Below are 22,164 nucleotides of genomic sequence, written 5' to 3'. Positions count from 1 at the left end.
CATCATCGCACCTCATTGCTCCGGTAAGGCCGGCACCGAGCGGATTGGCTTGCTCACGCGGGTGTCGAACCGCGTACTCGCCAACCGCCGTTCGGCCAGGCCGACAAGGTCAAGGACCTCTCTCGCCACGTAGCCGGTGGTACCTCGGTCGACGCTCTTGCGCGACAAGACCCCAGCCTCAGCGAGTTCCTCGAGTGCGTCCCGCGCTCGCGGGAAGGAAACATCGAGCAGCCGCTGAACCGTCCGTGCCGTCAACATCGGAGCCTCCGGCAGCATCCCGAGAAGTCGTGCCGTCGCCGAACCGGATCGGGGCTCGGGGCGCATCCGCTGCTCGGCGCGCCAGTCAGCCAGTCGGCGGTTCCATTCTTCACGGAGCAGGTCGACTTCACCGGCCAAACGCTCGGCCTGCTCGACGGCGATCCGCGCGGCGTGCACGAAACGCGACAGCCACGTGGCAACACCGCTGACAGCCGGATCACTTAACGGACCGCCGATATACCGGAACGCGGTCAGTCCACCGATGTAGCTGTCGCGCAACGTTGCCAGGACCAGGCTGACCGGCAGGATCGCGCGTGGCGCCAGGCCTCGTCGTGCCAGCACCGTGTGGATGAGCGCACGGCCAACCCGACCATTGCCGTCGGTAAAGGGATGAATCGTCTCAAACTGGGCGTGAACCAGGCCGGCCTGAATCAGCGGGCCATGCGATGAGCCGTTCAGGTAGGTGACGAAGTCGTCCATCAGGTCGGGTACCGCATCGGCGGGCGGTGGCACGAAGTCGGCGTCGAGCGGATTCCAGTTCGAGCCACCGATCCAGTTCTGCACCGTCCGCAGCCCATGGTGTTGCTCGTCAGGGAGCAGGCTGGAATGCAGCTCGATGATGTCGCCGACCGTTACTTCGGGTGCCTGTACCAACTCGAGCGCCGCCCGTCGCAGGACTGTGATGTTGTTGGCCACCAGACCGGCCTGGGCGCTGAATCCGCGGATCCGCTCTTCCTGGGCGAGCTCGGCAATCGCAACCTGCTGAGGTGACGGCGCGATGCCCTCGATCATCGAACTGGCGATGGCCTCCGACCTGAGCAGGAACCTGGAGATGCCCTCGAGGCTCTTTGCCCGCGGTCCAACAGCCAAGCCATGGATCTGGCGTTCGACCGACGCAGCCGAAATGGATAGCTCGGCGGGAATGTGGATCGGCCGGGTGCACAGCGTATCCGGAACATATGCCGGGTAGCGTCCGCCGCGGCGGTCGCGGGCGACCAGCCCACGTCCCTGCGTCGGCTCCCAGTACAGCTCCCGATGTTCCGCCATCGCCCTATCTGTTCACAGATCGATCATCGATTAACGTTTATGGTCATAACTGTTAATGCTAGCCGATGACATGACATTTAAGGCACATTCATGTTCATGCTGGTTGCGCGCCTGTCATCCGCCGACGTTGGCGAACCAGCGCAGCCGGCAAATGCAGCTGGCGACGCACTTTCGGCGCGGACGCAGTCGGCGTGAATATACGGCCAGGAGACGTCTTGAGGAAGGCGAAATTGGTCATCGCTTACCGATACTCACAGCTGTCCCGAGAACGCGCGGGACCGGAGGGATTCGAACAAGTTGTCAGTTACGGTCAACGCAGCGGCCTCGCGCTCGCGTACATCATCGACTTCAGCCACGAAGTTTGCGAATCGTCGCTGATGGTCGAGCGGGGGGACCATAACCCGAATCGACGCGAAGTTCGACTTGCTTACCAAACCTTTCATGCCCCCCGTTGACTGCTGCCTGACAAGTTCCGGCGCTACTTTGAGTTGTTCGAGCAGAAACCGACTGTCAATGGTGGATCCAGGAACAACCGCGTTGATCTGCTGGTTGAAAGCCACCTCTCGATCTACCAGCGAAGCCTTGCCGATGCTGGACGGGCTTCCGGCAATGCAAGCCACTAGGACTGACCCGCCGGGGACGACTCGGGCAGTTTGTCGTCCGGTCGCGGAAAGCCGCTCCTCAGCGGCTGTTGCGATCGTGCCCCCAAGGTTGTCGGATTTGATCCATTCGATGCCGTCGCCGAAGTTAAGTGGGTTGGCTCGGCTCGGCGTGTTGCCCGTGATGACATCGCCCACGGCCCCGAGTGGACACTTATGAATACTGTCCGCCATCGGATCACCGAACATCTCAATGAAGGTGGACTGAGTGAGTTCGTCGAAGTGACCGATCACCCGCCGCCGCTTGTCCCGGAGAGCGTCGGCGTGGTCGAGGATCGCGGCGATGCGGCGCTGTTCGGGGTGGGACGGGAAAGGGATCTCGATGTTTGCGACATGTGACGGACGTGCACGCATCAACGAGCCACCGACACCCGCGACTGTTGCCATGAACTGTTGATGAAAACGGTCCCCCAAGAACATGTGGCGCAGCCACCGGGGGTAGATGTCCTGAGATCTAAAGACCATCCATTCGCCGGAGGCGATGATGCGCCGTCCATCCTCGCTCCCGACTACCCATGCGCGCCGGATATGCGGAACGATCCGAGATAGTAGGACATCGCCGGGTTGTACAACCTGCTTTGCGGAGCCAATTTCGCAGCCAGCGATGAGGTCAGGTACACCCCGGTCGTAGGCCGGGATGCTGTACAGGTCGAACATCTCGTCGGGATATTTTGACGGATCGACAGTCCCGGTTCGCTTGACGAGCAACTCACCCAGCATGACTGTCCTCACGACAGCATCGCCTTCAACTCCGCCAACCCTTTCGCGATCTCGCCCTCCAGCTTCTCGATATCAGCGATGATCTCCAGCGGAGGACGGTGCTCGACGTCGTCGTGCACGATCTCCTTGTACCGGTTCAGCGACAAGTCATAGCCCTGGGCGACAATGTCGTCCTTCGGCACACAGAATGACCGCTCGGTGCGCGCCCGCTCCAACTCCGTCGTCGCGCGGGACCCCCACCGCTTCAGCACATCCGGCAAATCGTTGGCGTCAATCGGGTTGCGTTTGTCATCGAGCGAGAACCCGTCGGCCTGCACATCGTAAAACCACACCCGGTCGGTGCCCCCGGAGTTGGTCTTGGTGAACAGCAGGATCGCCGTCGAGACCCCGGCGTACGGCTTAAACACCCCCGACGGCAGTTTCACCACCCCGTCGAGCTTCTGGTCTTCGACCAGGATACGGCGAAGCTCCTTGTGCGCCTTGGAGGATCCGAACAACACGCCGTCGGGCACGATGACAGCGGCCCGCCCGCCGGGCTTGAGCAGCTTCAAGAACAGCGCCACAAACAGCAGCTCGGTCTTTTTGGTCTTGACCACCCGCTGCAGATCCTTGGACGTCGACTCGTAGTCAAGTGAGCCGGCGAACGGCGGGTTGGCGAGGATCAGCGTGTACTTCTCGGCGTCCTCGCTGGCACCCTCGGACAGCGAGTCGCGGTAGCGGATGTCGGGTGACTCCACCCCGTGCAGCAGCATGTTCATGCTGCCGATGCGCAGCATGGTGGAGTCGAAGTCGTAGCCGTGGAACATGCTGGCGTGGAAGTGGCGCCGCTGCTCGGCGTTGGTCATCACGCTCGGGTGCTCGGCGCGGACGTGTTCGGCGGCAGCCACCAGGAAGCCCGCGGTGCCGCACGCCGGGTCGCAGATCTCATCGGTCGGCTGCGGGGCGGTCATCGCCACCATCAGCTTGATGATGTGCCGCGGGGTGCGGAACTGGCCGTTGACCCCCGCCGCGGCAATCTTGGACAGCAGGTACTCGTAGAGGTCGCCGTTGGTGTCGCGGTCATCCATCGGGATCCCGTCGAGCATGTCCACCACCCGCTGCAGCAGCTGCGGGGTGGGGATGGTGAAGCGGGCGTCACGCATGTGCTCGGAGTACGTCGACCCGTCCCCGCCCAGGCCGCGCAGGAACGGGAACACCTCGTCGGCGACGGTCTTGTACATCAGCGCGGGTTCTTCGTGCTTGAACTTCGACCAGCGCAGGTGCTGCTGGTCCGGCGCGAAGACGATGCCCTCGGCGCTGCCGGTCCGGCGGGCCTTCTGCTCGGCGAGGATGTGGAGGTCGTCGAGGCGGCGGATGAACAGCAGGTAGGTGATCTGCTCGATCACCTCCAGCGGGTTGGAGATGCCCCCGGACCAGAACGCGTCCCAGACGCGGTCAACCTTGCCCTTGAGTTCACCGGTGATCATCTAGCGGCACCTGCCTGTCTGGTCGAAATGACTGAACGGAACTGTATACATCGCGGCACCGACAACGACGGCGTTCGACAGCACGACACGGCCGGGAGCGATGGCGCTACCGGCCTTACGCAAGGATCCTTGACAGCGTGTGCGGCCGCAAGGACACTCAAGAACGTGGAGGTATGGCAGAGCGCCTACGACCACGGTGTTCCTCGAGAAGACATTGAGCACGCGTTCCGCAACGGCATCCGCTTCATGGAGTACGACTACCACGGCGAGGATCGCCTACTTGTCATCGGGCCAGCCCAGGACGGGCGGCTTCTAGAACCGGTGGCAGTCCCCGTAGAAGACCCCGCCGCATCATCCACGCCGACAACCTGAGACCGAAGTTTTACGACTACTTGAGATGAGGTGACGCCATGGCTGTAGTTCGCGACCACACCGGACTGGATCAACTCGATCCAGAGGTGACCCGTGCCCGTGACGCGGCGGCATTCCGGCGCATCGTCGCCGCCGTCGACGCGGTGCGGGATGCGGACGCCGAGCTTGTTGAGGCCGTAAAGGAAGCCCGTGAGCGCGGGGATTCCTGGACCGCGATCGCGGTTGCGCTCGGCACGACCCGCCAAGCGGCGCAGCAGCGGTTTGCGAAGTTGACCGGCTGACCCACGCCCTCCTGGCCCCGCATCGCGGACGATCGCCAGGTGGCGGACATCGACGGCGGATGCCCGGTCTGGCCACAAGCAGGGGCGGCGCCAACCTCCCCTCAGCAAGCCAGCCAAACCGGGCCTCCAGTGGGCATGTCGGGCCACCCGCCGGGCAAACGCTTCTTGCCCAGACCAGCTGGTCGTGGGGGCTGATCTATGTGGGGCGGGCGGGGCTCGAACCCGCGACCAACGGATTATGAGTCCTTTTTTAGCGGCTCCGCGACCAGGCCAAACGGTTAGCTGATTCCCGCCATATCACCTGCAAGACACCAAATGTGGGCGTTGCCAGTGCGGCTGCGGTACGGCTACGGTACGGGCCCAATACGCCCCGGTCGCCGGGGTGACGCCGGGGTGAAACGGTGCTGGCCTAGCCTGGCCGCCGCAGCGGCAAGACATTGCTCGTAAGGGCAAGGTCGGCAAGGCCGCCAAGAGCACAGCCGCCCCAAACGCAAGCGCCGGGGTAAGTAAGCCGACGCCGGGGGCGTGAGTTAAGGCTTACCGGAACGGGATACTGCTCCGCCGATACCCGGAGGTAGCTTCTGCTTTGGCAGCTTCGACTGCTTTGGGGCTAGCCGCAACTCTGCTCGGTCGAGCGCCCGCATCAGAAGGCTTGCTGTCGCTAGCATTTCCATGGCCTCTTGCTCTCCCGTCTGGAGAGTTGGTCCGTGCCCGCGTGTATTCCGCAACGCCAGCGCACATCCCATGAACAAGAACTTGAAGCCCTCTCGCTCATCATCCTTCTGGTCTTTATCTGCGTTGTCTGACGTGATGTCAAGCTGGGGGTTCTGTTCGTTAAACACAGCTGTCATGAGCCTTTTGCCGATATCGGATTGCCCCGTCAGCTTTCTGACGCGATCCTCTACGGCCTTGAATGCTTCAAACACCGCACTGTCGTAGTGCCCGCCCGCGAACTGCGCCCCACTAGCATCGGAGATAGCGTCATGCAGATTCGGAAGGCTGACCCGCTGCGGACGCTGTAGGCGTCTGCCAGATGCGACCTCGTACTCGCAAACGGTGTGATCCAGACTAGAGCCGCCGAAGCCAGGTGGCGCCTGTAGCACGTCATGCTTGGTGATCGTCATTGCTCGCGTTGTTCCGTTCGGAAGCGTGTACGAGACCTCATCGCCAACGGCTATGTCGGCGTCCACCGGGAGATACAACTTTCCACCCCCGTGGTCATCGGCGCGGACTTCACCCGTAGTGACGTTGCCATCATCTTCGACCCGTCTGCGCACCATTCGCGTCGAACCTATCTGCACCCTTTTGAGTCCTTTCCGAACGCGCGTCACGCCGCCGTGTCCAGGTTATCGGGGAGACGCGACCACCCCGAGCGTTTGACGCGCGGTTGTTCGCCCTGGGCGCAGCCTCGCGCTCCCCGCTCCGAGGCGACAAGTTCCCCCAGTCGCCGGGGTGAGGCCGGGGTGAACGGCCTTGCGGTGCTCTGACGACCGGCATATAACGCCCTGACCAGGCAATATCGAGTGGGGCGGGCGGGGCTCGAACCCGCGACCAACGGATTATGAGTCCGCGGCTCTAACCGACTGAGCTACCGCCCCTTGCGTCAGCTAGCTGCGGATATCCGCCCCGACCGTCGGCGGGAAGCATCTCCAACCAGCCACTGCACGACCATGACATTAGCGCCAGTGCCGATCGCCAACGACATGGTGGTGCACCGGTAGCCCGTGCGCCGAAGGGCCCGCACCGTGGCGGCTAGTCAGCGCCGTCCAGGGTGTCGGGCTGGTCGGGAAGGTCGATCCCAGCCAGCCGGACCGGGTCGGTGATCGACACGATGCCCACCAGGCGACCGTTCCGAACCGTGCACGCCATCACGCTGAGCGGCCGCCCGGACGGACCCCAGCCCAGGATTCCGGGCTGGCCATTGACCAGGACACGACGAGCGGTGATGCGCGCCCCCTGGCCGCGGCGAACCGCGTCCACAACCGCGCCGGATCCGGTCATGACGGTCACCCCGCGGACCGTGTGCTGGCGCCAGGTCACGTCGGGATCGAGCACCCGCAGCAGGGCGTCGAAGTCGCCGCCCTGGGCGGCCGCCAGGAAGGCATCGACGACCTCACGCTGCTCCCGCCGATTTCCCGCCGGCCGCGGCACGTCCTGAACCTTGCGGCGCGCCCGGCTGGCCGCCATCTTGGCGGCGTCGGTCGATTTGCCCAGGATCTCCCCGATCTCGGCGAACGGAACCGCAAACATGTCGTGCAGCACGAACGCGAGTCGTTCCTCCGGCCGCAGCGACCCCAGCACGACCAGCAGCGCCAGTCCCACCGAGTCCGCCAGCACGGCAGCGTCTTCGGGCGTGTCGAGGTCGTCGGTCACCACGAGTTCGGGAAGGTCCTGACCAAGCGGGACCTCGGGCCGGCCGGCGCGCGAGCGCAGGGTGTCGATGCAGATGCGGCCGGTCACGGTCGTCAACCACCCGGCCAGGTTGTCGATCGCGTCCGCGTCCTGGCGGGACAGTCGCAGCCACGCCTCCTGGACGGCATCTTCGGCGTCCGACCGCGAGCCCAGAACCCGATGCGCCAGCGCCAGCAGGCGCTGGCGCTCCCGCTCGAAAGCCTCCGCCAGCTGCGTCTCGGTCGTCATCGGTTACCTCCCGTGGTGCCGGTCCGTCATAGGTAATGACGAACCCCACCCGACCGAGGTAACCACGAAGGAGTACGCCATGAACACCGCGCTGTGGATCATCACCGCCATCACCGCTGTCGGGTTTGCCGTCGGCGGCGCCAGTCTGCTGTTGATGTCGAAGAAGAAATACCGGGAATTGGGCGCCAACCAGCACTGGGTCGACGACTTCAGCGGGCGTCATCTCAAGGTCATCGGCACGATCAAGCTGATCGGCGCGATCGGCCTCATCCTCCCGGCGGCCGTCGGCGTGACACCCGTGCTGGTGCCGATCGCCGCCTGCGGCCTGATGCTGTTCATGGCCGGAGCCGCCACAACACGGTTCCGCCGCAGCGAGTGGGGGTACATGGCCGGCGATGTCGTGTTTCTCGCCGTGTTCGCGTTCCTCGCGTGGGGACGGTTCGATCTGCAGCCGTTCGCCTAAACGGCAGCTCAGACTCAAGTGATCGCTGCTGAAATCGACGTCCAGATTGACATACAGCCCCAAAAATCGGGGGTTTGCGCCGCTGGGGCGTCGATCTCAGCAGGGTGACTGCGTATGGGCAGCGCCCTTGGCGCCGTCCCACCGGGCCTGGGCGGCGACGAACCAGGTCCCGTCGAACAGCACCTGACCGCCGAGTTCGTCGGCCAACTGCCGACCCGTGAGGTAGCGCTTGTACACGCGGTGCCGCGAACCGTCGTTGAGGGTCCGCTCTTGCCATTGCTCGGGTTCGATACCCGGGCGCAGCGCCGAATCGATGACGATCAACTCCCCCGCCAGCCGTCGCGCCTCGGCAAGGAAGGCTGCGCGTTCCTGGTCGGGCAGATGCCCGTAGAAATGTCCGGTCAGGATCCGGTCGAACGCGTGATCGGCGAACGGCAACGCCAGGGCGTCGGCCACGATCGCCACGCCCCGCGGTAACCGCCGTTGGGTCAGCGCCACCATGGCCGAGCTTTGATCGGCTCCCACCACCACGCCGCGTAGGTGACGGGTCAAAAAGCCGCTGCCGCAGGCGACGTCCAACGTCCGCGCGGCCGGAAGCTGAGCCACCAAACCCACGATGTGGTCGACTTCGGCGCCCCAACCGGGTCGCTCACGGTCGCGGTATAGCCCTTGCCCCAGGTACCACTCGTCGTATTCGGCGGCGCGCTGGTGGTAGTACGCCGCCGTGGCGGGGTCTCGGGCGAAAGCCGGGGGCGATAACGACATGCCCCCAGTCTTTATCGCCGCTGCGAGCAGTTGCCACCCATTTACGCGCGCTGATCCTGGGAACCGGGTCCGTGGCGCTCAGCCGAACACCGTTTGGCCGTCGGCGTCGATCAGGTAGCGCTCGGTACCGTGCTCGACGCGTGGGGCGTCGGCACCCGTTGCGACGGCAACCTTGTTGCTGGCGTTGCGCATCACGTCGAGGGTCAGCTCGATCCCCTCGGCATCGGAGAAGTGGGCGCGCACCCCGGCGGCAATGTCGGCGCCGATGCGCGCCGGCGACCAGATCAACGCGTCCGCATATCGCAGCGCCGCCTTCTGCGGCTCGGTCAGCAGCGCCGACGCCTCGAACCCGGCGATCTCGTCGTACAGACTCTCCGATCCCCCGGCGTCCAGCGCGGTGCGTTCCCGCAGCGATTTGCACAGCCGGCAGTTGTGCTGGGCCGCCCCGCGCAGTCGCACCAGCTCGGACGTCACCGCGTCCAGGTCACGCAGCCGCGCGACCGTCGGCAGAAACTCGTTGAACACCGCATCGGACGGGTCGGCCGCGTGGTCCCACACCATCGGCTCCGGCCAGGACACCGGGCGGCCCAACGCCGCCAGCCCGGCGCGCACCCGCGGCACGAAGTCGGCGAGGTACATCTGCACCACGACACCGAAGGCCTTGTCCCCCACCGCCGACCACAACCGAGACCGCTGCTCGTCGGTGATCGCCGAGACGTCGATGCTGAACTGCTCGGCAAACTCGGCCACCACCGCGTCGGCCTCGGTCACCTCGCCGACCGGCGCCTCCGCCGGCAGCGGCGGCAGTCCCAGCGCCCGCGCGCACACCTGCCGGATCAGCGCCCCGGTGCGGCCACCCGAGAGTGCCACCAGCCGGGTCAGCTCGTCGCGAACCTCCACCAGGAGAGTATGGCGCGCACCCGTCGACATAGCATCCGAGGATGACCCGTGCGGATGCCGAGACATTCCTGACCCACCGGCCCGACGGCGTGCGGATCGTGGCCGATCGCCGGGGCGACCCGCACGCCCGCGCCGTGGTGTTCCTGCACGGCGGCGGGCAGACCCGCCGCTCCTGGGGCCGCGCCGCCGCCGCGGTGGCCGAGCGGGGCTGGCAGGCGGTGACGGTCGATTTCCGCGGCCACGGCGAATCGGACTGGTCGGGTGACGGTGACTACCGGGTGGTCAGCTTCGCCGCCGACGTCGAAGCGGTGCTGCATCAGCTGCCGCCACGGCCGGTGCTGGTGGGCGCCTCGCTGGGCGGGTTCACCAGCATGCTGCTGGCCGGCGAACTCTCCCCCGGCATCGCCAGCGCGGTGGTGCTGGTCGACATCGTGCCGGAGATGAATGCGTCCGGGGCGGACCGGATCCACGCCTTCATGGCCGAGCGGATGGAGTCGGGGTTCGAATCGCTGGACGAGGTCGCCGACGCGATCGCCGAATACAACCCGCACCGGCCGCGACCCTCCGACCTGGCCGGTCTGACCACCAATTTGCGGCGCCGCGGCGATCGCTGGTTCTGGCATTGGGATCCGCAGTTCATCAGCGGCAGCGCGTCGCTGCCGCCGATCGAGGTGACCGAGGTCGACCGGTTGTACGCGGCCGTCGAGGCGATCCTGCGCAGCGGCGTGCCGATGCTGCTGGTGCGCGGCCAGCTCAGCGATCTGGTCAGCGAAGACCGAGCCGAAGCCTTCCTGGCCCGCTTCCCGCAGGTCGAGTTCGTCGACGTGCGCGGCGCCGGGCACATGGTTGCCGGCGACCGCAACGACATCTTCGCCGACGCGGTGCTGGACTTCCTGGCCCGCCACGCCGACGCGCCCGGTCCGCGATAGCCCATTCTCCGGTCCAGCTGCTGAGATCGACGTGTATATGGCGCGAACCCCCGATTTCCGGGGCTATAGGTCAATCTGGACGTCGATTTCAGCAGAGCCGCCGCCGGCCTAAGCCCGGCTACACCGTGCGGGCCAGCCGGTGCGCCAGCAGTTCGGCGAACCGGGCCGGATCCTCCAGCGCCCCGCCTTCGGCGAGCAGCGCTGTGCCATAGAGCAATTCGGCGGTCTCGGCCACCGACGGGTCATCGCCGCGGTTCTTCTGGGCGTCGCGCAGGCCGGTGACCAGCGGATGGTTCGGGTTGAGCTCCAGGATCCGCTTGCCCAGCGGGACTTCCTGCCCGGACGCCCGGTACATCCGGGCCAGCGCCGGGGTGATCCCGAACGCGTCGGTGATCAGGCAGGCCGGCGACTCGGTGAGCCGGCTGGACAGCCGCACCTCCTTGACGTGCTCGTCCAGCGTCTCCTGCAGCCAGGTCAGCAGGTCGGCGAAGTCCTTCTCCTGTTCCTGGCGCTCGGCCTCGTGGGCGGCCTTTTCCTCCTCGGAGTCCAGGTCCACCTCGCCCTTGGCCACCGACTGCAGCGGTTTGCCGTCGAAGTCGGTGACGGTGCCCACCCAGACTTCATCGACGGGGTCGGTGAGCAGCAGCACCTCGTAGCCCTTGGCTTTGAACGCCTCCAGGTGCGGGGACTTCAGCAGTTGCTCGCGCGTCTCACCGGTGGCGTAGAAGATCTGCTCTTGGCCGTCCTTCATCCGCTCGACGTACTCGGCCAGCGTGGTGGACTCCTCGTCGCTGTGCGTGGAGGCGAACGAGGAGATCCGCAGCAGCGTGTCCTGGTTGTCGAAGTCGCTCATCAGGCCCTCTTTGAGGACCCGGCCGAACTGGGTCCAGAAGGTGCGGTAGTCCTCGGGCCGCTCGGACTGCAGGTCCTTGATCGTGGACAGCACCTTCTTGGTCAGCCGACGCCGGATCGCTTTGATCTGCCGATCCTGCTGCAGGATTTCGCGGGATACGTTGAGCGACATGTCTTGTGCGTCGACGACCCCCTTGACGAACCGCAGGTATTCGGGCATCAGCTCGTCGCAGTCGCTCATGATGAAGACCCGTTTGACGTACAGCTGCACCCCGACCTTGGCGTCCCGGGTGAACAGGTCGAACGGGGCGTGCGACGGCAGGAACAGCAGGGCCTGGTATTCGAAGGTGCCCTCGGCCTTCATCGCGATGACCTCGAGCGGATCGTCCCAAGCATGCGCGACGTGCTTATAAAACTCCTTGTACTCCTCCTCGGAGACCTCGTCTTTGGGCCGGGCCCACAGCGCCTTCATCGAGTTGAGGGTGTCGGTTTCGACGGTGACGGTCTCTTCGCCACCCTCTTCGGCGGGCGGGGTACGCCGCTCGACCTGCATACGGATCGGCCAGGAAATGAAGTCCGAGTACTTCTTGACCAGGTTGCGGATGGTCCACTCCGCGGTGTAGTCGTGCAGCCCGTCCTCGGCGTCCTCCGGCTTGAGGTGCAGGGTCACCGAGGTGCCCTGCGGGGCGTCGTCGACCGACTCGATGGTGTAGGTGCCCTCACCGGAGGATTCCCACCGGGTGGCCTCGCTCTCGCCGGCCTTGCGGGTGAGCAGCTCGACCTTGTCGGCGACCATGAAACTCGAGTAGAAGCCGATCCCGAACTGGCCGATCAGCTCCTCGGAGGTGGCGGCGTTCTTGGCCTCCCGCAGCTGCTGGCGCAGTTCGGCGGTCCCGGACTTGGCCAGGGTGCCGATCAGGTCCACCACTTCGGCGCGGGTCATGCCGATGCCGTTGTCGCGGACGGTCAGGGTGCGCGGCTCGGTGCCGACCTCGATCTCGATGTGCAGATCGGAGGTGTCGACGTCCAGGTCCTTGTTCTTGAACGCCTCCAGCCGCAGCTTGTCCAGCGCATCGGAGGCGTTCGAGATCAGCTCCCGCAGAAACGAATCCTTGTTGGAGTACACCGAGTGGACCATCAGGTCCAGCAGTTGGCGGGCCTCGGCCTGGAACTCCAGCTGTTCGACACGTGCGTTCATGGCAATCAAATTTACCGAGGCCCAATCCCGCGCATGCTGCGTGCCCCGTCCTCGGGCGCGTGGATAATCGCCAGATGGCGCTGCTACCCGGGTGTGCGCCCGCCGTCGCCCGGAGATCCTCGCGTCCGCGGCCGGTGAGGCGCACCCGCCGGCTCCATCTCGTTTGTGGTCGACGACGACGCCGTCACCTATGCCAGCGACGGCGCGACGGTCCGCGTCGAGGAGGGGCGACGCGATGGCGACACAGCCGTGCGTCTCACCCGACCGGCCTGGAACGACCTGGACGGCCAGGTCCGGCCGTACCTGTCCGCGGCGTCACGGCTCGCGGCGATGCGACGGCGTCCGTGATCGGCCGAACCGGGGCAGCAGTCGCGTGGAATTCGTCTCACGCATCCGTCGGCCACGTTCGTGGAGCACCAGGGCGAGCACGATCAGTGCCGCGTCGATGTAGTTTCCCGGCGGGTGCATGGTTGGAATTAATAGAATGAACGCGCAGATGGTTGCCAATGAGAAGTTCCGTGTCGTTGTTGCCGACGTCCGGGTTGCAACCAGCCAGAACACAATGAAGTATGCCAATACCGCCAGAATCCACCAATACTCAAGCCACCAATCCTTAAGCATGGCTACGTTCGACCCCGCCCATTGTGGAATGCGCCTGCGACCACGTCACATTGAAAGCCTCGATCAGCCCCACGAGCATCCTCCCAAACACGAGCATCGCGTTCGTCTAAGTTTATGGGCCCGTGGGGTCTGCTCCCGACAAAAGATTTCGTCAAGGACGGGCGAGATGCGCATCCTATTAGGCGAGGAACGGCGCCCTGGCCACCCGGCTCAGCCGCGCCGCACCGGAAAGTAGCCGAGCGCCGCCGGGGGCACCAGCGCCGACGGCAACACCATCCTGGTACCGGCGGTCGTGGACAAGGTGACATACCCCGGCTTGACCGCAACGGCGCTGATGTTCCGGTAGCCGATTGTCGTGGTCACTATCGGATTGCGCAGCGTGAAGCGGTCCGGGAAGTACTCGACCGACCACTGCGCGCCGGGAAACAACACCGCCGAAAACGCCCTGGTTTGCGCCTGCCGCGTTTTAGCCACGACCGTCACCGGCAGGACGACCGCGCACAGCAGCCCGGCCACGATCGCGATGGCCACCGTGTCCGACGTCAACCAGATTCCGAAACCCAGTGCCACACCCGCCAATGCGGTCACCGCCAGCAACCGCGGCAAACCGGCGTTCGCCAGCGCCCGCGCATCCGTCGGCGTCGCGGTGTACGAGGTCACCAACTCCGGCGGCGGACCATTCGGATCAACGGTGCCCGGCGGGCGGCCGCAGGCAGGGCAGACACCGGATTGACTCGCATACACGGCGACCACTGTAGAAAACTACTGCGCTTGGCTCACCGACGACATGTGGAAGTCCGGGATCCGTAGCGGCGGCATCGCCGCCCGAGTGGCCCAGTCGCCCCATTCCCGCGGCAGCGTCGGCTCGGACCGCCCGGCCTGGGTGGCGCGGCGCAGCAGATCCAGCGGGCTCTCGTTGAACCGGAAGTTGTTCACCGCCGCGCGCACCTGCCCGTCTTCGACCAGGTAGACGCCGTCGCGGGTGAGCCCGGTCAACAGCAGCGTGGTGGGGTCGACCTCGCGGATGTACCACAGCGTGGTCAGCAGCAGGCCGCGCTCGGTGGCGGCGATCATGTCGTCGAGGGTCTCGGATCCGCCGGTCATCAGCAGGTTGTCGGCGGCCACCGCCACCGGGGCCTCGAATTCGGCGGCGGTGGCCCGCGGGTAAACCAGGGCGTTGATCACCCCGTCACGCACCCAGTCCACCCGGTGGATGTCCATCCCGTTGTCGAACACCGACACCGTCTCCGAGGAACTGGTGGCGGCCACGAACGGCGCGCACTGCAGCCCGGCGGCCGACGGGTCGGAGTACAGCGTCAGCGGCAGGTCGGTCAGCCGCTCCCCCACCCGGGTGCCGCCGCCGGGGGCGGCCAGCGCGGTGCGGCCCTCCTGCGCCCCGCGACCGCCCATCGTCCAGCCCAGATAGATCATCATGTCGGCCACCGTGGACGGCGGCATCAGCGTCTCGTAGCGGCCGGCGGGCAGCTCCACGGTCCGCTGCGCCCAGCCGAGCCGGGTCGACAGCTGCTCCAGCAGCAGATCCGTTGGCACGTCGACGAAGTCGGGGGTGGCCACCCCCGCCCAGGCGCTGGCGTCACCGCGTTTGGCGTTGATCTCCACCGATCCGGTGGGTTGGGTGTAGCGGCGCCGCAGCCCGGTCGAGGACGCCACGAACGTCGTCTCCAGCTCGTGGCGGGCGAACCCGTACAGCCGGTCGGTGCCGCCGAAGCCGCGGCTCAACGCGCCGGTCACCCCGGCGAACACCTCGGCGCCGGTCCCCGGCACCGCCACGTCCCAGTCGTCGGGCACCCCGGCCCCGGTCAGCAGCGGCGCGGCATCCCGGGCCTCCGGTGCGCTGCGGGCGGCCCGCGCCGACGCGGCCACCAGCTCCGGGATCAGGCTCGGGTCCACCTCCGTGGAGCGCACCGCGCCGACCCGCGCGCCGTCGGCGTCGCGCACCACCGAGATCACCGTGGTGGCCCGGCTGGTCGAAACCCCGTTGGTGGTCATCGAGTTGCCGGCCCAGCGCAGCGACGCCTCGGCGCGGTCGGTGACCAGCACCATGGTTTCGTCGGCGCGCGCGGGCGCGCCCAACGCGATATCGACCACCTGCTGCGGGGGGATCATCAGCGGCCTCCCTCGCTGCGGGTGTTGAGCACGTTGACGCCGCGGAACAGCGCCGACGGGCAGCCGTGGCTGACCGCGGCCACCTGGCCCGGCTGGGCCTTGCCGCAGTTGAACGCCCCGCCGAGTCGCCAGGTGGACGGCCCGCCGACGGCTTCCATCGAGTTCCAGAAGTCGGTGGTGGTGGCCTGGTAGGCGACGTCGCGCAGCTGACCGTCCAGGCGGCCGCCGTCGATGCGGTAGAACCGCTGCCCGGTGAACTGAAAGTTGTAGCGCTGCATATCGATTGACCAGGACTTGTCGCCCACGATGTAGATGCCGTCCTCGACGCGGCCGATCAAATCGGCGGTGGACAGGTCCTCGGGGCCGGGTTGCAGCGACACGTTGGCCATCCGCTGGATCGGCACATGGTGCGGCGAGTCCGCGTAGGAGCAGCCGTTGGAGCGCGGCTGCCCCAGCCGCGGCGCGAACACCCGGTCCAGCTGATAGCCGACAAACACCCCGTCGCGCACCAGATCCCAGCTTTGCGCGGCGACCCCCTCGTCGTCGTAGCCGATGCTGGCCAACCCGTGGGGCACGGTGCGGTCGGCGGTCACGTTCATCACCGGCGACCCGTAGCGCAGCGTGCCGAGCTTGTCCGGGGTGGCGAACGAGGTGCCGGCGTAGGCGGCCTCGTACCCGATGGCGCGGTCGTATTCGGTGGCGTGCCCGATGGATTCGTGGATGGTCAGCCACAGGTTGGTGGGGTCGATGACGAGGTCTTTACGGCCCGGCGCCACGCTGGGCGCGGCGACCTTTTCGGCCAGCAGCGACGGCAGCTGCGCCAGCTCGGTCGACCAGTCCCAGATTTCGTCGCCGGCCAGCACCTCCCAGCCGCGCGCGGTGGGCGGGGCCAGGGTGCGCATCGAGTCGAACCCGTCGGCGCTGACGGTCACCGCGTCGAACGTGGGCATCAGCCGCACCCGCTGCTGGGTGATCGACGAGCCGAAGGTGTCGGCGTAGAAGGTCTGCTCCTTGACCGCGATCAGCGCGGCCGACACGTGATCGATCCCGTCGGCGGTCAGCAGCCGGCTCGAGTAGTCCTCCAGCACCGCGATCTTGTCGGCGCTGGGCACGTCGAACGGGTCGATCGCATACTGCGACACCCAGCTGGCGTCGTGGTACACCGGCTCGGGCGCCAGCTCGATGCGCTCGGTGTTGAGCGCGGCCAGCGTGGTGGCCACCTGCACGGCCCGGCGCGCGGTGTCGGCGGCCACGTCCGGGGACAGTTCGGCGTGCGAGGCGAACCCCCAGGTGCCGTCCACGATGACCCGCACCGCCAACCCGAGCTCGCGGGTCACCACCGCGGTTTCCAGTTCCCCGTCGCGCAGCTGGATCACCTCGGTGGCCAGCCGGTGAATGCGCAGGTCGGCGTGGCTGGCCCCGGCGGCGGTGGCCGCCGCCAGCGCGGCGTCGGCCAGCGCGCGGCGCGGCAGGGCCAAAAAGTCGGCGTCGATCCCCCGGTTCGGTGTCACCGCTCTACCGTAACGAGGCGCTTTAATACCTGCATGGCCCGCTCGTCGTCCCGGTCGGCTGCGCTGGGGTATGCGCTGCTGGCGCCCAGCCTGGTCGGGGTGGTCGCGTTCCTGCTGCTGCCGATCCTGGTGGTGCTGTGGCTGAGCCTGCACCGGTGGGACCTGCTGGGCCCGATCAGCTATGTGGGGGCCGACAATTGGCGTTCGGTGCTGACCGACGCGACGTTCGGCAACTCGCTGCTGGTGACGGTGGCGTTCGTGGCGATCGTGGTGCCGGTGCAGACCGTGCTCGGGTTGGCGGTCGCGGCGCTGCTGGCCCGCGAGCTGCCCGGCACCGGGGTGTTCCGCACCCTGTATGTGCTGCCGTGGATCTGCGCGCCGCTGGCCATCGCGGTGTTGTGGCGCTGGATCCTGGCGCCCACCGACGGCGCGGTGAGCACCGTGCTGGGGCACCGCATCGAATGGCTGTCCGATCCGGGCCTGGCGCTGCCGGTGACCTCGGCGGTGGTGGTGTGGACCAACGTCGGCTATGTGGCGTTGTTCTTTTTGGCCGGAATCCTGGCCATCCCGACCGAGATCCACGCCGCGGCCCGCACCGACGGCGCGAGCGGCTGGCAGCGGTTTTGGCGGATCACCCTGCCGATGCTGCGCCCGACGATGTTTTTCGTGCTGGTCACCGGGGTGGTCAGCGCGGCGCAGGTGTTCGACACCGTCTACGCGTTGACCGGCGGCGGGCCGGCGGGGCGCACCGACCTGGTGGCGCACCGCATCTACGTCGAGGCGTTCGGCGCGGCGGCGATCGGCCGGGCCGCGGTGATGGCGGTGGTGCTGTTCGTGCTGCTGGTCGGCATCACCGTCGTGCAGCATCTGTACTTTCGGCGGCGGATCAGCTATGACCTCACGTAACGCGTTGATCTACGCCGGGCTGGCGGTGGGCGCGCTGATCACGTTGGCGCCGTTCGGTCTTGGCCTGGTGACGTCGTTCACCTCCGCGCACCAGTTCGCCACCGGGACCCCGCTGGCCTGGCCGCGGCCCCCGGTGCTGACCAACTACACCGATCTGGCCGGCGCCGGGTTCGGCCGGGCGCTGGCGGTCACCGCGCTGATGACCGCGATGATTCTCGTTGGCCAACTGAGCTTTTCGGTGCTGGCCGCATATGCGTTCGCCCGGCTGCGGTTTCCGGGCCGCGACGCGCTGTTTTGGGTGTACATCGCGACGCTGATGGTGCCGGCCACCGTCACCGTGGTGCCGCTGTATCTGATGATGGCGCAGCTGGGGCTGCGGAACACGTTCTGGGCGTTGGTGTTGCCGTTCGTGTTCGGCTCACCGTACGCGATCTTCCTGCTGCGCGAGCATTTCCGCGCGATTCCGGCCGACCTGGTCAACGCTGCCCGGCTGGACGGCGCCAACACCCTGGATGTGATCGTGCATGTGGTGGTGCCGGCCAGCCGGTCGATCCTGGTGACCCTGTCGCTGATCACCGTGGTGTCGCAGTGGAACAACTTCATGTGGCCGCTGGTGATCACCAGCGGGTCCAAGTGGCGGGTGCTGACGGTGGCGACCGCGGGCCTGCAGTCGCAGTACAACGCGCAGTGGACGCTGGTGATGGCGGCGACGACGGTCGCCGTCGTCCCGCTGATCGTGCTGTTCGTGGTGTTCCAGCGCCAAATCGTGCGCTCGATCGTCGTCACGGGGCTCAAATGAGTCGGCCGCGGGTGTCGACGCTGGCCGCCGCGGCCGTTGTCCTAGTCGCAGTGCTGCTGGCCGCGGCGGCGGTGCTGCTGGACCACTCGACCCGCAGCGGCCGCACCGTGGTGAGCGTGCGGCTGTGGGATGAGCAGGTGGCCGCGGCGTACCGGGAGTCGTTCGCGGCGTTCACCCGTAGCCATCCCGACATCGACGTGCACGTCAACGTGGTGTCCTACGCCACCTACTTCGACACGCTGCGCACCGACGTGGCCGGCGGCGGCGCCGACGACATCTTCTGGCTGTCCAACGCCTATCTGGCCGGCTACGCCGACACCGGCCGGCTGCTGGCCATCCCCGCCAGCGCCGGCTGGGAGCCGTCGGTGGTCGAGCAGTTCACCCGCGACGGCGTGCTGTGGGGGGTGCCGCAGCTGACCGACGCCGGGATCGCGGTCTACTACAACGCGGATCTGCTGGCCGCCGCCGGCGTCGACCCGGCCCGGCTGGGCGGGCTGCGGTGGGATCCGGGCGGCGCCGATACGCTGCGGCCGCTGCTGGCCCGGCTCACCGTCGACGCCGACGGGCACCGCGCCGACGCGCCGGGCTTCGACCCGCGCCGGGTCCGCCAGTGGGGCTACAACGCCGCCAACGACCCGCAGGGCATCTACCTGAACTACCTCGGCTCCGCCGGCGGGGTGTTCCAGCGCGGGGACGCGTTCGCGTTCGACAACCCGGCGGCCGTCGACGCGTTCGGGTATCTGGTGCGGCTGATCAACGACGACCACGTCGCCCCGCCGGCCTCGGCCACCAACGACAACAGCGACTTCTCCCGCAACCAGTTTTTGGCCGGCAAGATGGCGTTGTTCCAGTCCGGCACCTACAACCTGGCGATGATCGCGCAGCAGGCCGGATTCCGCTGGGGGCTGGCGATGCTGCCCGCCGGGCCCCAGGGGCGGGTCAGCGTCACCAACGGCATTGCCGCAGCGGGGAATTCGGCGACCGCACATCCGGACGCGGTGCGCCAGGTGCTGGCCTGGATGGGCAGCATCGACGGCAACGCCTACCTGGGGCGCCGCGGTGCGGCGATTCCGGCGGTGCTGGGCGCGCAGCGGGTCTACTTCGAGCACTGGTCGGCGCGCGGCGTCGACGTCACCCCGTTCTTCGCGGTGCTGCGCGGGCTGCGGATGCCGGCCCCCGGCGGGGCCGGTTTCGCCGCCGGATTTCAGGCGCTCAAACCGTATTTCGACGAGATGTTTTTGGGCCGCGCCGACGTCGCCGCCACGCTAAGCCAAGCCCAGCGCGCCGCCAACGCCGCCGCCCGGCGCTAGGGACCTCCCCGCGGCTTCCCCGCGAAATTGCAACCATGCAGGAAAAGGTCGAGTGGGCCCCTGCGTGGCTTCAATCTCGCGGCAGCGGAGGCGGTGTGGTCAGGCAGCGGCAGTGCCGGGCCGCCGGACGCGGGAATTGCCGCGCGGCGTGAGTTCACCCTGCCATCCCCGGGACTTCAGGGCGCGGTAGACCCGGTCGATGACGTCGTCGTCGCGGTCCTCGGCGATCACCCGGACATCGATCCACCCCAACCGCGGCGAGGTGCGCTGTCGGCGCTGGTCGCGGACGTAGCGGCCCCGGTCGGCGCGGTGTTGGTCACCGTCATATTCGGCCGCCACTTTGAAGTCTTCCCAACCCATATCGAGCATGGCGACCAGTCGCCAACCCTCGTGCACCGGAATCTGGGTGGTCGGGATGGGGAAGCCGGCGTCGATGAGCAACAACCGCAGCCAGGTCTCCTTCGGCGAGGCCGCACCACCGTCGACCAGTGGCAGCAATTCCCTGAGCTGCCGCAAACCCCGGGCTCGCGGGTAACGCTTGGCGAGCCTCAGCACCTCCTCGACCGAGAACGGGGTCGCGTGCATCAGCGCGTCCAGCCGGACCAGGGCCGGTAACCGCGGCAGGTGGCGGGCCAGATCGAACGCGGTCCGAGCCGGGGTGGTCACCGGAAGCTTGCAGGCCCACGTGAGCTCATCGTCGGCCACCGCCTCGTTGCGCGCACAGATCCCCGGCGGTGGGCGGCCGTTGCGCCAGATCAGCTCGATCGGTGTGTTGGTGTCCACCCATTGCGCCCCGTGCAGCGCGGAGGCGGCCACACCGGCAACGACGCCGCGTCGCCGCGACCAAAGCCACGCGCCGACCGTCCGGTCCCGCAGCGAGGCCGGTTGCCGCTTCGGAAGATAGACATCGGGATAGAGGGTGCGATACCAACGCTGCAATTCATGCCGGGTCACCGCATTGTGGGCGACGGCTTCGCTACCGATGATGATGTTCTGCATGCCCGCGAGCATGCTCGCCACCACCGACATATCCCGCTCCGCGGCAAGGACCGCGCGTGAAATTGAAGCGGCGCAGGGAAAGTGCGAGTAACTACCTGCGTGTGTTCAATCTCGCGGTCAGAAGGCCATCAGAAGCCGGTCAAAACGCAAGCTCCACCACCAACGCGGCGGCGCAGCCGGCGGCGACCACCGCCAGCGCCACCCAGTCCGCGCGTTTGGGCCGCGACGGGTAGGCCGAGATCTGGCCGGTGCCGCCGCGGGCGGTGATCGCGTCGCCCATCTCGTCGGCGCGGCGCAGCGTCACGATCAACGCGGCGCTGATCAGGTCGATCAGCTCCAGCGTCCGGCGTCGCCGCCGCTCCCGACGGGTGCGGGGTTTTTGTTTGGGCCGCAGCCGCCGGGCCGCATACAGCACCCGGAACTCATCGATCAGCATCGGGAAGGCCCGCAACGCCAACGCCAACGCCACCGCCCACTCATCGACCGGGACCCGCAGCCAGCGCAGCGGACGGCTCAAAGCGGCGACCGCCGGGGCGATTTCGGCGACGTTGGTGGTCCACGACACCATCGCGCCCAGGCCCAGCAGCACAATCGACAACGCGGTGACCCGCAGGAAATTCAGCAGCCCGCCCAGCCCCAGCTCCACCGACGCCACCTGCAGCACCGGGCTGCCGCCGGCCAGCGCCGCGGTGAGCCCGCCGATGGCCAGCAGGATCCACAACAGCCGCGGCACCGACGGCAACGCGCCGCGCGGGATGTGCGCGGCGCGGGCGGCGCCCAGCACCAGCAGCGCCACCAGCCCGATCGGCACCCAGCCCGGGTAAAACGTCAGCAGCACGCCGATCCCGAACACCACGATCAGTTTGGTGCCGGCCCACAGCCGGTGGATGGCCGAGGTACCGGGCACCGGGCGCAGCAGCACCACCGGCCGCGACGCCGTGCTCATGAAACACCCCCGGCGGCCGCCGCGGCGGGCACCAGCACCCCGTCGCGCAGGTGCAGGGTGCGCGGGCACAGCCCCTCCAACCCGACGAAGTCATGGGAGATGACCACCACGGTCAACCCGGTGTCGCGGCGCAGCTCCTCCAGCAGCTGCAGCAGGCCGCGCTGGCTGCCGGCGTCCAGCCCGGCCAGCGGCTCGTCGAGGATCAGCGCTCGGGGCGACCGGGCCAGCAGACCGGCCAGCACCACCCGGCGCATCCTCCCGCCGCTGAGCCGGTCGACGCGGCGCCGGGCCAGCGCGGCGTCCCGGCCGGCCACGGCCCGCGCGGCGGTGGCCCGGTCGCGGTCGTCGGGGGGGGGGGCTGCGGCCGGCGCGCGCTGCCGTGCGGGCGGGCGCTG

General features: G+C 67.5%; 23 protein-coding genes and 1 tRNA gene. 9 read left to right on the top strand and 15 right to left on the bottom strand.

Annotated features, from left to right (window positions below):
- Nucleotides 1–12: 12 nt before the first annotated feature.
- From BKN37_RS07010 to BKN37_RS07000, 3 genes are all read right to left on the bottom strand, one after another.
- Nucleotides 13–1,305 (bottom strand): Fic family protein, encoded by a 1,293-nt coding sequence (locus tag BKN37_RS07010; RefSeq protein WP_071023749.1) that lies wholly within the window; start codon nucleotides 1,303–1,305, stop codon nucleotides 13–15.
- Between the two features lie 251 nt (nucleotides 1,306–1,556).
- Nucleotides 1,557–2,684 carry a restriction endonuclease subunit S gene (locus BKN37_RS07005; RefSeq protein WP_071023746.1) on the bottom strand — a complete coding sequence of 376 codons (1,128 nt, stop codon included), beginning with the start codon at nucleotides 2,682–2,684 and terminating at the stop codon, nucleotides 1,557–1,559.
- A gap of 8 nt (nucleotides 2,685–2,692) precedes the next feature.
- Nucleotides 2,693–4,150 (bottom strand): type I restriction-modification system subunit M, encoded by a 1,458-nt coding sequence (locus BKN37_RS07000; protein WP_071023744.1) that lies wholly within the window; start codon nucleotides 4,148–4,150, stop codon nucleotides 2,693–2,695.
- A 165-nt stretch (nucleotides 4,151–4,315) separates the two neighbouring features.
- Between BKN37_RS07000 and BKN37_RS27635 the strand changes: the two genes are divergently transcribed.
- On the top strand, nucleotides 4,316–4,522 hold the full coding sequence (locus BKN37_RS27635; protein WP_242657127.1) for a BrnT family toxin: 207 nt from the start codon (nucleotides 4,316–4,318) through the stop codon (nucleotides 4,520–4,522).
- 38 nt (nucleotides 4,523–4,560) lie between these two features.
- Nucleotides 4,561–4,803 (top strand): hypothetical protein, encoded by a 243-nt coding sequence (locus tag BKN37_RS06995; protein ID WP_071023741.1) that lies wholly within the window; start codon nucleotides 4,561–4,563, stop codon nucleotides 4,801–4,803.
- Between the two features lie 530 nt (nucleotides 4,804–5,333).
- On the opposite strand, the gene BKN37_RS27630 is transcribed toward BKN37_RS06995, so the two are convergent.
- The 3 genes from BKN37_RS27630 to BKN37_RS06985 all read right to left on the bottom strand — a co-directional run bounded on the left by BKN37_RS27630 (nucleotide 5,334) and on the right by BKN37_RS06985 (nucleotide 7,443).
- Nucleotides 5,334–6,104, bottom strand: a complete 771-nt coding sequence (locus BKN37_RS27630) for a TIGR02391 family protein (RefSeq protein WP_131823537.1) — start codon at nucleotides 6,102–6,104, stop codon at nucleotides 5,334–5,336.
- 223 nt (nucleotides 6,105–6,327) lie between these two features.
- Nucleotides 6,328–6,401, bottom strand: a tRNA-Ile gene (locus BKN37_RS06990).
- A 154-nt stretch (nucleotides 6,402–6,555) separates the two neighbouring features.
- Nucleotides 6,556–7,443, bottom strand: a complete 888-nt coding sequence (locus tag BKN37_RS06985; protein ID WP_071023739.1) for a sigma-70 family RNA polymerase sigma factor — start codon at nucleotides 7,441–7,443, stop codon at nucleotides 6,556–6,558.
- Nucleotides 7,444–7,522: 79 nt separating this feature from the next.
- On the opposite strand from BKN37_RS06985, the gene BKN37_RS06980 reads away from it, so the two are divergent.
- Nucleotides 7,523–7,906 (top strand): DoxX family protein, encoded by a 384-nt coding sequence (locus BKN37_RS06980; protein ID WP_071023736.1) that lies wholly within the window; start codon nucleotides 7,523–7,525, stop codon nucleotides 7,904–7,906.
- A 96-nt stretch (nucleotides 7,907–8,002) separates the two neighbouring features.
- Here BKN37_RS06980 and BKN37_RS06975 read toward each other — a convergent pair whose 3' ends face one another.
- Together BKN37_RS06975 and BKN37_RS06970 are read right to left on the bottom strand one after the other, a co-directional pair.
- Nucleotides 8,003–8,671, bottom strand: a complete 669-nt coding sequence (locus BKN37_RS06975) for a class I SAM-dependent methyltransferase (RefSeq protein ID WP_071023734.1) — start codon at nucleotides 8,669–8,671, stop codon at nucleotides 8,003–8,005.
- 78 nt (nucleotides 8,672–8,749) lie between these two features.
- A complete protein-coding gene (locus BKN37_RS06970) occupies nucleotides 8,750–9,601 on the bottom strand; it encodes a carboxymuconolactone decarboxylase family protein (protein WP_071023732.1) in 852 nt (283 codons plus the stop codon).
- 11 nt (nucleotides 9,602–9,612) lie between these two features.
- Here BKN37_RS06970 and BKN37_RS06965 point away from each other — a divergent pair, with 11 nt between their 5' ends.
- Nucleotides 9,613–10,500 (top strand): alpha/beta fold hydrolase, encoded by an 888-nt coding sequence (locus tag BKN37_RS06965; protein ID WP_207547213.1) that lies wholly within the window; start codon nucleotides 9,613–9,615, stop codon nucleotides 10,498–10,500.
- Nucleotides 10,501–10,618: 118 nt separating this feature from the next.
- On the opposite strand, the gene htpG is transcribed toward BKN37_RS06965, so the two are convergent.
- Nucleotides 10,619–12,550 carry a molecular chaperone HtpG gene (gene htpG / locus BKN37_RS06960; protein WP_071023730.1) on the bottom strand — a complete coding sequence of 644 codons (1,932 nt, stop codon included), beginning with the start codon at nucleotides 12,548–12,550 and terminating at the stop codon, nucleotides 10,619–10,621.
- A 165-nt stretch (nucleotides 12,551–12,715) separates the two neighbouring features.
- On the opposite strand from htpG, the gene BKN37_RS06955 reads away from it, so the two are divergent.
- On the top strand, nucleotides 12,716–12,898 hold the full coding sequence (locus tag BKN37_RS06955; RefSeq protein WP_071023727.1) for a hypothetical protein: 183 nt from the start codon (nucleotides 12,716–12,718) through the stop codon (nucleotides 12,896–12,898).
- A gap of 483 nt (nucleotides 12,899–13,381) precedes the next feature.
- Here the strand turns inward: BKN37_RS06955 and BKN37_RS06950 are convergent, their stop codons facing one another.
- Complete coding sequence (locus tag BKN37_RS06950) at nucleotides 13,382–13,687, bottom strand: hypothetical protein (RefSeq protein ID WP_131823536.1); 306 nt, start codon at nucleotides 13,685–13,687, stop codon at nucleotides 13,382–13,384.
- 7 nt (nucleotides 13,688–13,694) lie between these two features.
- Between BKN37_RS06950 and BKN37_RS28810 the strand changes: the two genes are divergently transcribed.
- The gene (locus BKN37_RS28810) at nucleotides 13,695–13,904 is read left to right on the top strand and encodes a hypothetical protein (RefSeq protein WP_131823535.1); all 210 of its coding nucleotides are present in this window, start codon (nucleotides 13,695–13,697) and stop codon (nucleotides 13,902–13,904) included.
- Between the two features lie 29 nt (nucleotides 13,905–13,933).
- Here BKN37_RS28810 and BKN37_RS06945 read toward each other — a convergent pair whose 3' ends face one another.
- Both BKN37_RS06945 and BKN37_RS06940 read right to left on the bottom strand, forming a co-directional pair.
- Nucleotides 13,934–15,298, bottom strand: a complete 1,365-nt coding sequence (locus tag BKN37_RS06945) for a metallopeptidase TldD-related protein (RefSeq protein ID WP_071023722.1) — start codon at nucleotides 15,296–15,298, stop codon at nucleotides 13,934–13,936.
- Nucleotides 15,298–16,809: a TldD/PmbA family protein gene (locus tag BKN37_RS06940; RefSeq protein WP_071023720.1), complete on the bottom strand. Its 1,512-nt coding sequence runs from the start codon at nucleotides 16,807–16,809 to the stop codon at nucleotides 15,298–15,300. Before BKN37_RS06940 ends, BKN37_RS06945 begins: the two co-directional genes overlap by 1 nt.
- Nucleotides 16,810–16,842: 33 nt before the next feature.
- Between BKN37_RS06940 and BKN37_RS06935 the strand changes: the two genes are divergently transcribed.
- From BKN37_RS06935 to BKN37_RS06925, 3 genes are read left to right on the top strand one after another with little or no spacing between them, the layout of a single operon-like run.
- Entirely contained in the window at nucleotides 16,843–17,715 is an 873-nt protein-coding gene (locus BKN37_RS06935; RefSeq protein WP_071023718.1) for a carbohydrate ABC transporter permease, read from the top strand.
- On the top strand, nucleotides 17,702–18,514 hold the full coding sequence (locus BKN37_RS06930; protein WP_071023716.1) for a carbohydrate ABC transporter permease: 813 nt from the start codon (nucleotides 17,702–17,704) through the stop codon (nucleotides 18,512–18,514). The genes BKN37_RS06935 and BKN37_RS06930 overlap by 14 nt, the downstream gene beginning before the upstream one ends.
- A complete protein-coding gene (locus tag BKN37_RS06925) occupies nucleotides 18,511–19,824 on the top strand; it encodes an extracellular solute-binding protein (protein ID WP_071023714.1) in 1,314 nt (437 codons plus the stop codon). Before BKN37_RS06930 ends, BKN37_RS06925 begins: the two co-directional genes overlap by 4 nt.
- Nucleotides 19,825–19,923: 99 nt before the next feature.
- On the opposite strand, the gene BKN37_RS06920 is transcribed toward BKN37_RS06925, so the two are convergent.
- The 3 genes from BKN37_RS06920 to BKN37_RS06910 all read right to left on the bottom strand — a co-directional run.
- Nucleotides 19,924–20,823, bottom strand: a complete 900-nt coding sequence (locus BKN37_RS06920) for a type IV toxin-antitoxin system AbiEi family antitoxin (RefSeq protein WP_071023789.1) — start codon at nucleotides 20,821–20,823, stop codon at nucleotides 19,924–19,926.
- 139 nt (nucleotides 20,824–20,962) lie between these two features.
- Complete coding sequence (locus BKN37_RS06915) at nucleotides 20,963–21,769, bottom strand: CbiQ family ECF transporter T component (protein ID WP_071023712.1); 807 nt, start codon at nucleotides 21,767–21,769, stop codon at nucleotides 20,963–20,965.
- Nucleotides 21,766–22,164: ATP-binding cassette domain-containing protein (locus BKN37_RS06910; RefSeq protein WP_131823534.1), on the bottom strand; the 399-nt coding region annotated here is incomplete at its 5' end. The genes BKN37_RS06910 and BKN37_RS06915, both read right to left, overlap by 4 nt.

The organism is Mycobacterium talmoniae (assembly GCF_001854525.1).
In the GTDB taxonomy this organism is placed as follows: Bacteria; Actinomycetota; Actinomycetes; order Mycobacteriales; family Mycobacteriaceae; genus Mycobacterium; species Mycobacterium talmoniae.
The sequence above is the reverse complement of the archived record's forward strand: the minus strand, read 5'-3'. Positions and strand labels throughout refer to the sequence as shown.

Bases quoted from the DNA above. Each gene is read 5' to 3' on its own strand.
- BKN37_RS07010 (WP_071023749.1), bottom strand. From the start codon at position 1,305: ATGGCGGAACATCGGGAGCTGTACTGGGAGCCGACGCAGGGACGTGGG.
- BKN37_RS07005 (WP_071023746.1), bottom strand. From the start codon at position 2,684: ATGCTGGGTGAGTTGCTCGTCAAGCGAACCGGGACTGTCGATCCGTCA.
- BKN37_RS07000 (WP_071023744.1), bottom strand. From the start codon at position 4,150: ATGATCACCGGTGAACTCAAGGGCAAGGTTGACCGCGTCTGGGACGCG.
- BKN37_RS06995 (WP_071023741.1), top strand. From the start codon at position 4,561: ATGGCTGTAGTTCGCGACCACACCGGACTGGATCAACTCGATCCAGAG.
- BKN37_RS06985 (WP_071023739.1), bottom strand. From the start codon at position 7,443: ATGACGACCGAGACGCAGCTGGCGGAGGCTTTCGAGCGGGAGCGCCAG.
- BKN37_RS06980 (WP_071023736.1), top strand. From the start codon at position 7,523: ATGAACACCGCGCTGTGGATCATCACCGCCATCACCGCTGTCGGGTTT.
- BKN37_RS06975 (WP_071023734.1), bottom strand. From the start codon at position 8,671: ATGTCGTTATCGCCCCCGGCTTTCGCCCGAGACCCCGCCACGGCGGCG.
- BKN37_RS06970 (WP_071023732.1), bottom strand. From the start codon at position 9,601: ATGTCGACGGGTGCGCGCCATACTCTCCTGGTGGAGGTTCGCGACGAG.
- BKN37_RS06965 (WP_207547213.1), top strand. From the start codon at position 9,613: ATGACCCGTGCGGATGCCGAGACATTCCTGACCCACCGGCCCGACGGC.
- htpG (WP_071023730.1), bottom strand. From the start codon at position 12,550: ATGAACGCACGTGTCGAACAGCTGGAGTTCCAGGCCGAGGCCCGCCAA.
- BKN37_RS28810 (WP_131823535.1), top strand. From the start codon at position 13,695: ATGGCCACCGTGTCCGACGTCAACCAGATTCCGAAACCCAGTGCCACA.
- BKN37_RS06945 (WP_071023722.1), bottom strand. From the start codon at position 15,298: ATGATCCCCCCGCAGCAGGTGGTCGATATCGCGTTGGGCGCGCCCGCG.
- BKN37_RS06935 (WP_071023718.1), top strand. From the start codon at position 16,843: ATGGCCCGCTCGTCGTCCCGGTCGGCTGCGCTGGGGTATGCGCTGCTG.
- BKN37_RS06930 (WP_071023716.1), top strand. From the start codon at position 17,702: ATGACCTCACGTAACGCGTTGATCTACGCCGGGCTGGCGGTGGGCGCG.
- BKN37_RS06925 (WP_071023714.1), top strand. From the start codon at position 18,511: ATGAGTCGGCCGCGGGTGTCGACGCTGGCCGCCGCGGCCGTTGTCCTA.
- BKN37_RS06920 (WP_071023789.1), bottom strand. From the start codon at position 20,823: ATGCAGAACATCATCATCGGTAGCGAAGCCGTCGCCCACAATGCGGTG.
- BKN37_RS06915 (WP_071023712.1), bottom strand. From the start codon at position 21,769: ATGAGCACGGCGTCGCGGCCGGTGGTGCTGCTGCGCCCGGTGCCCGGT.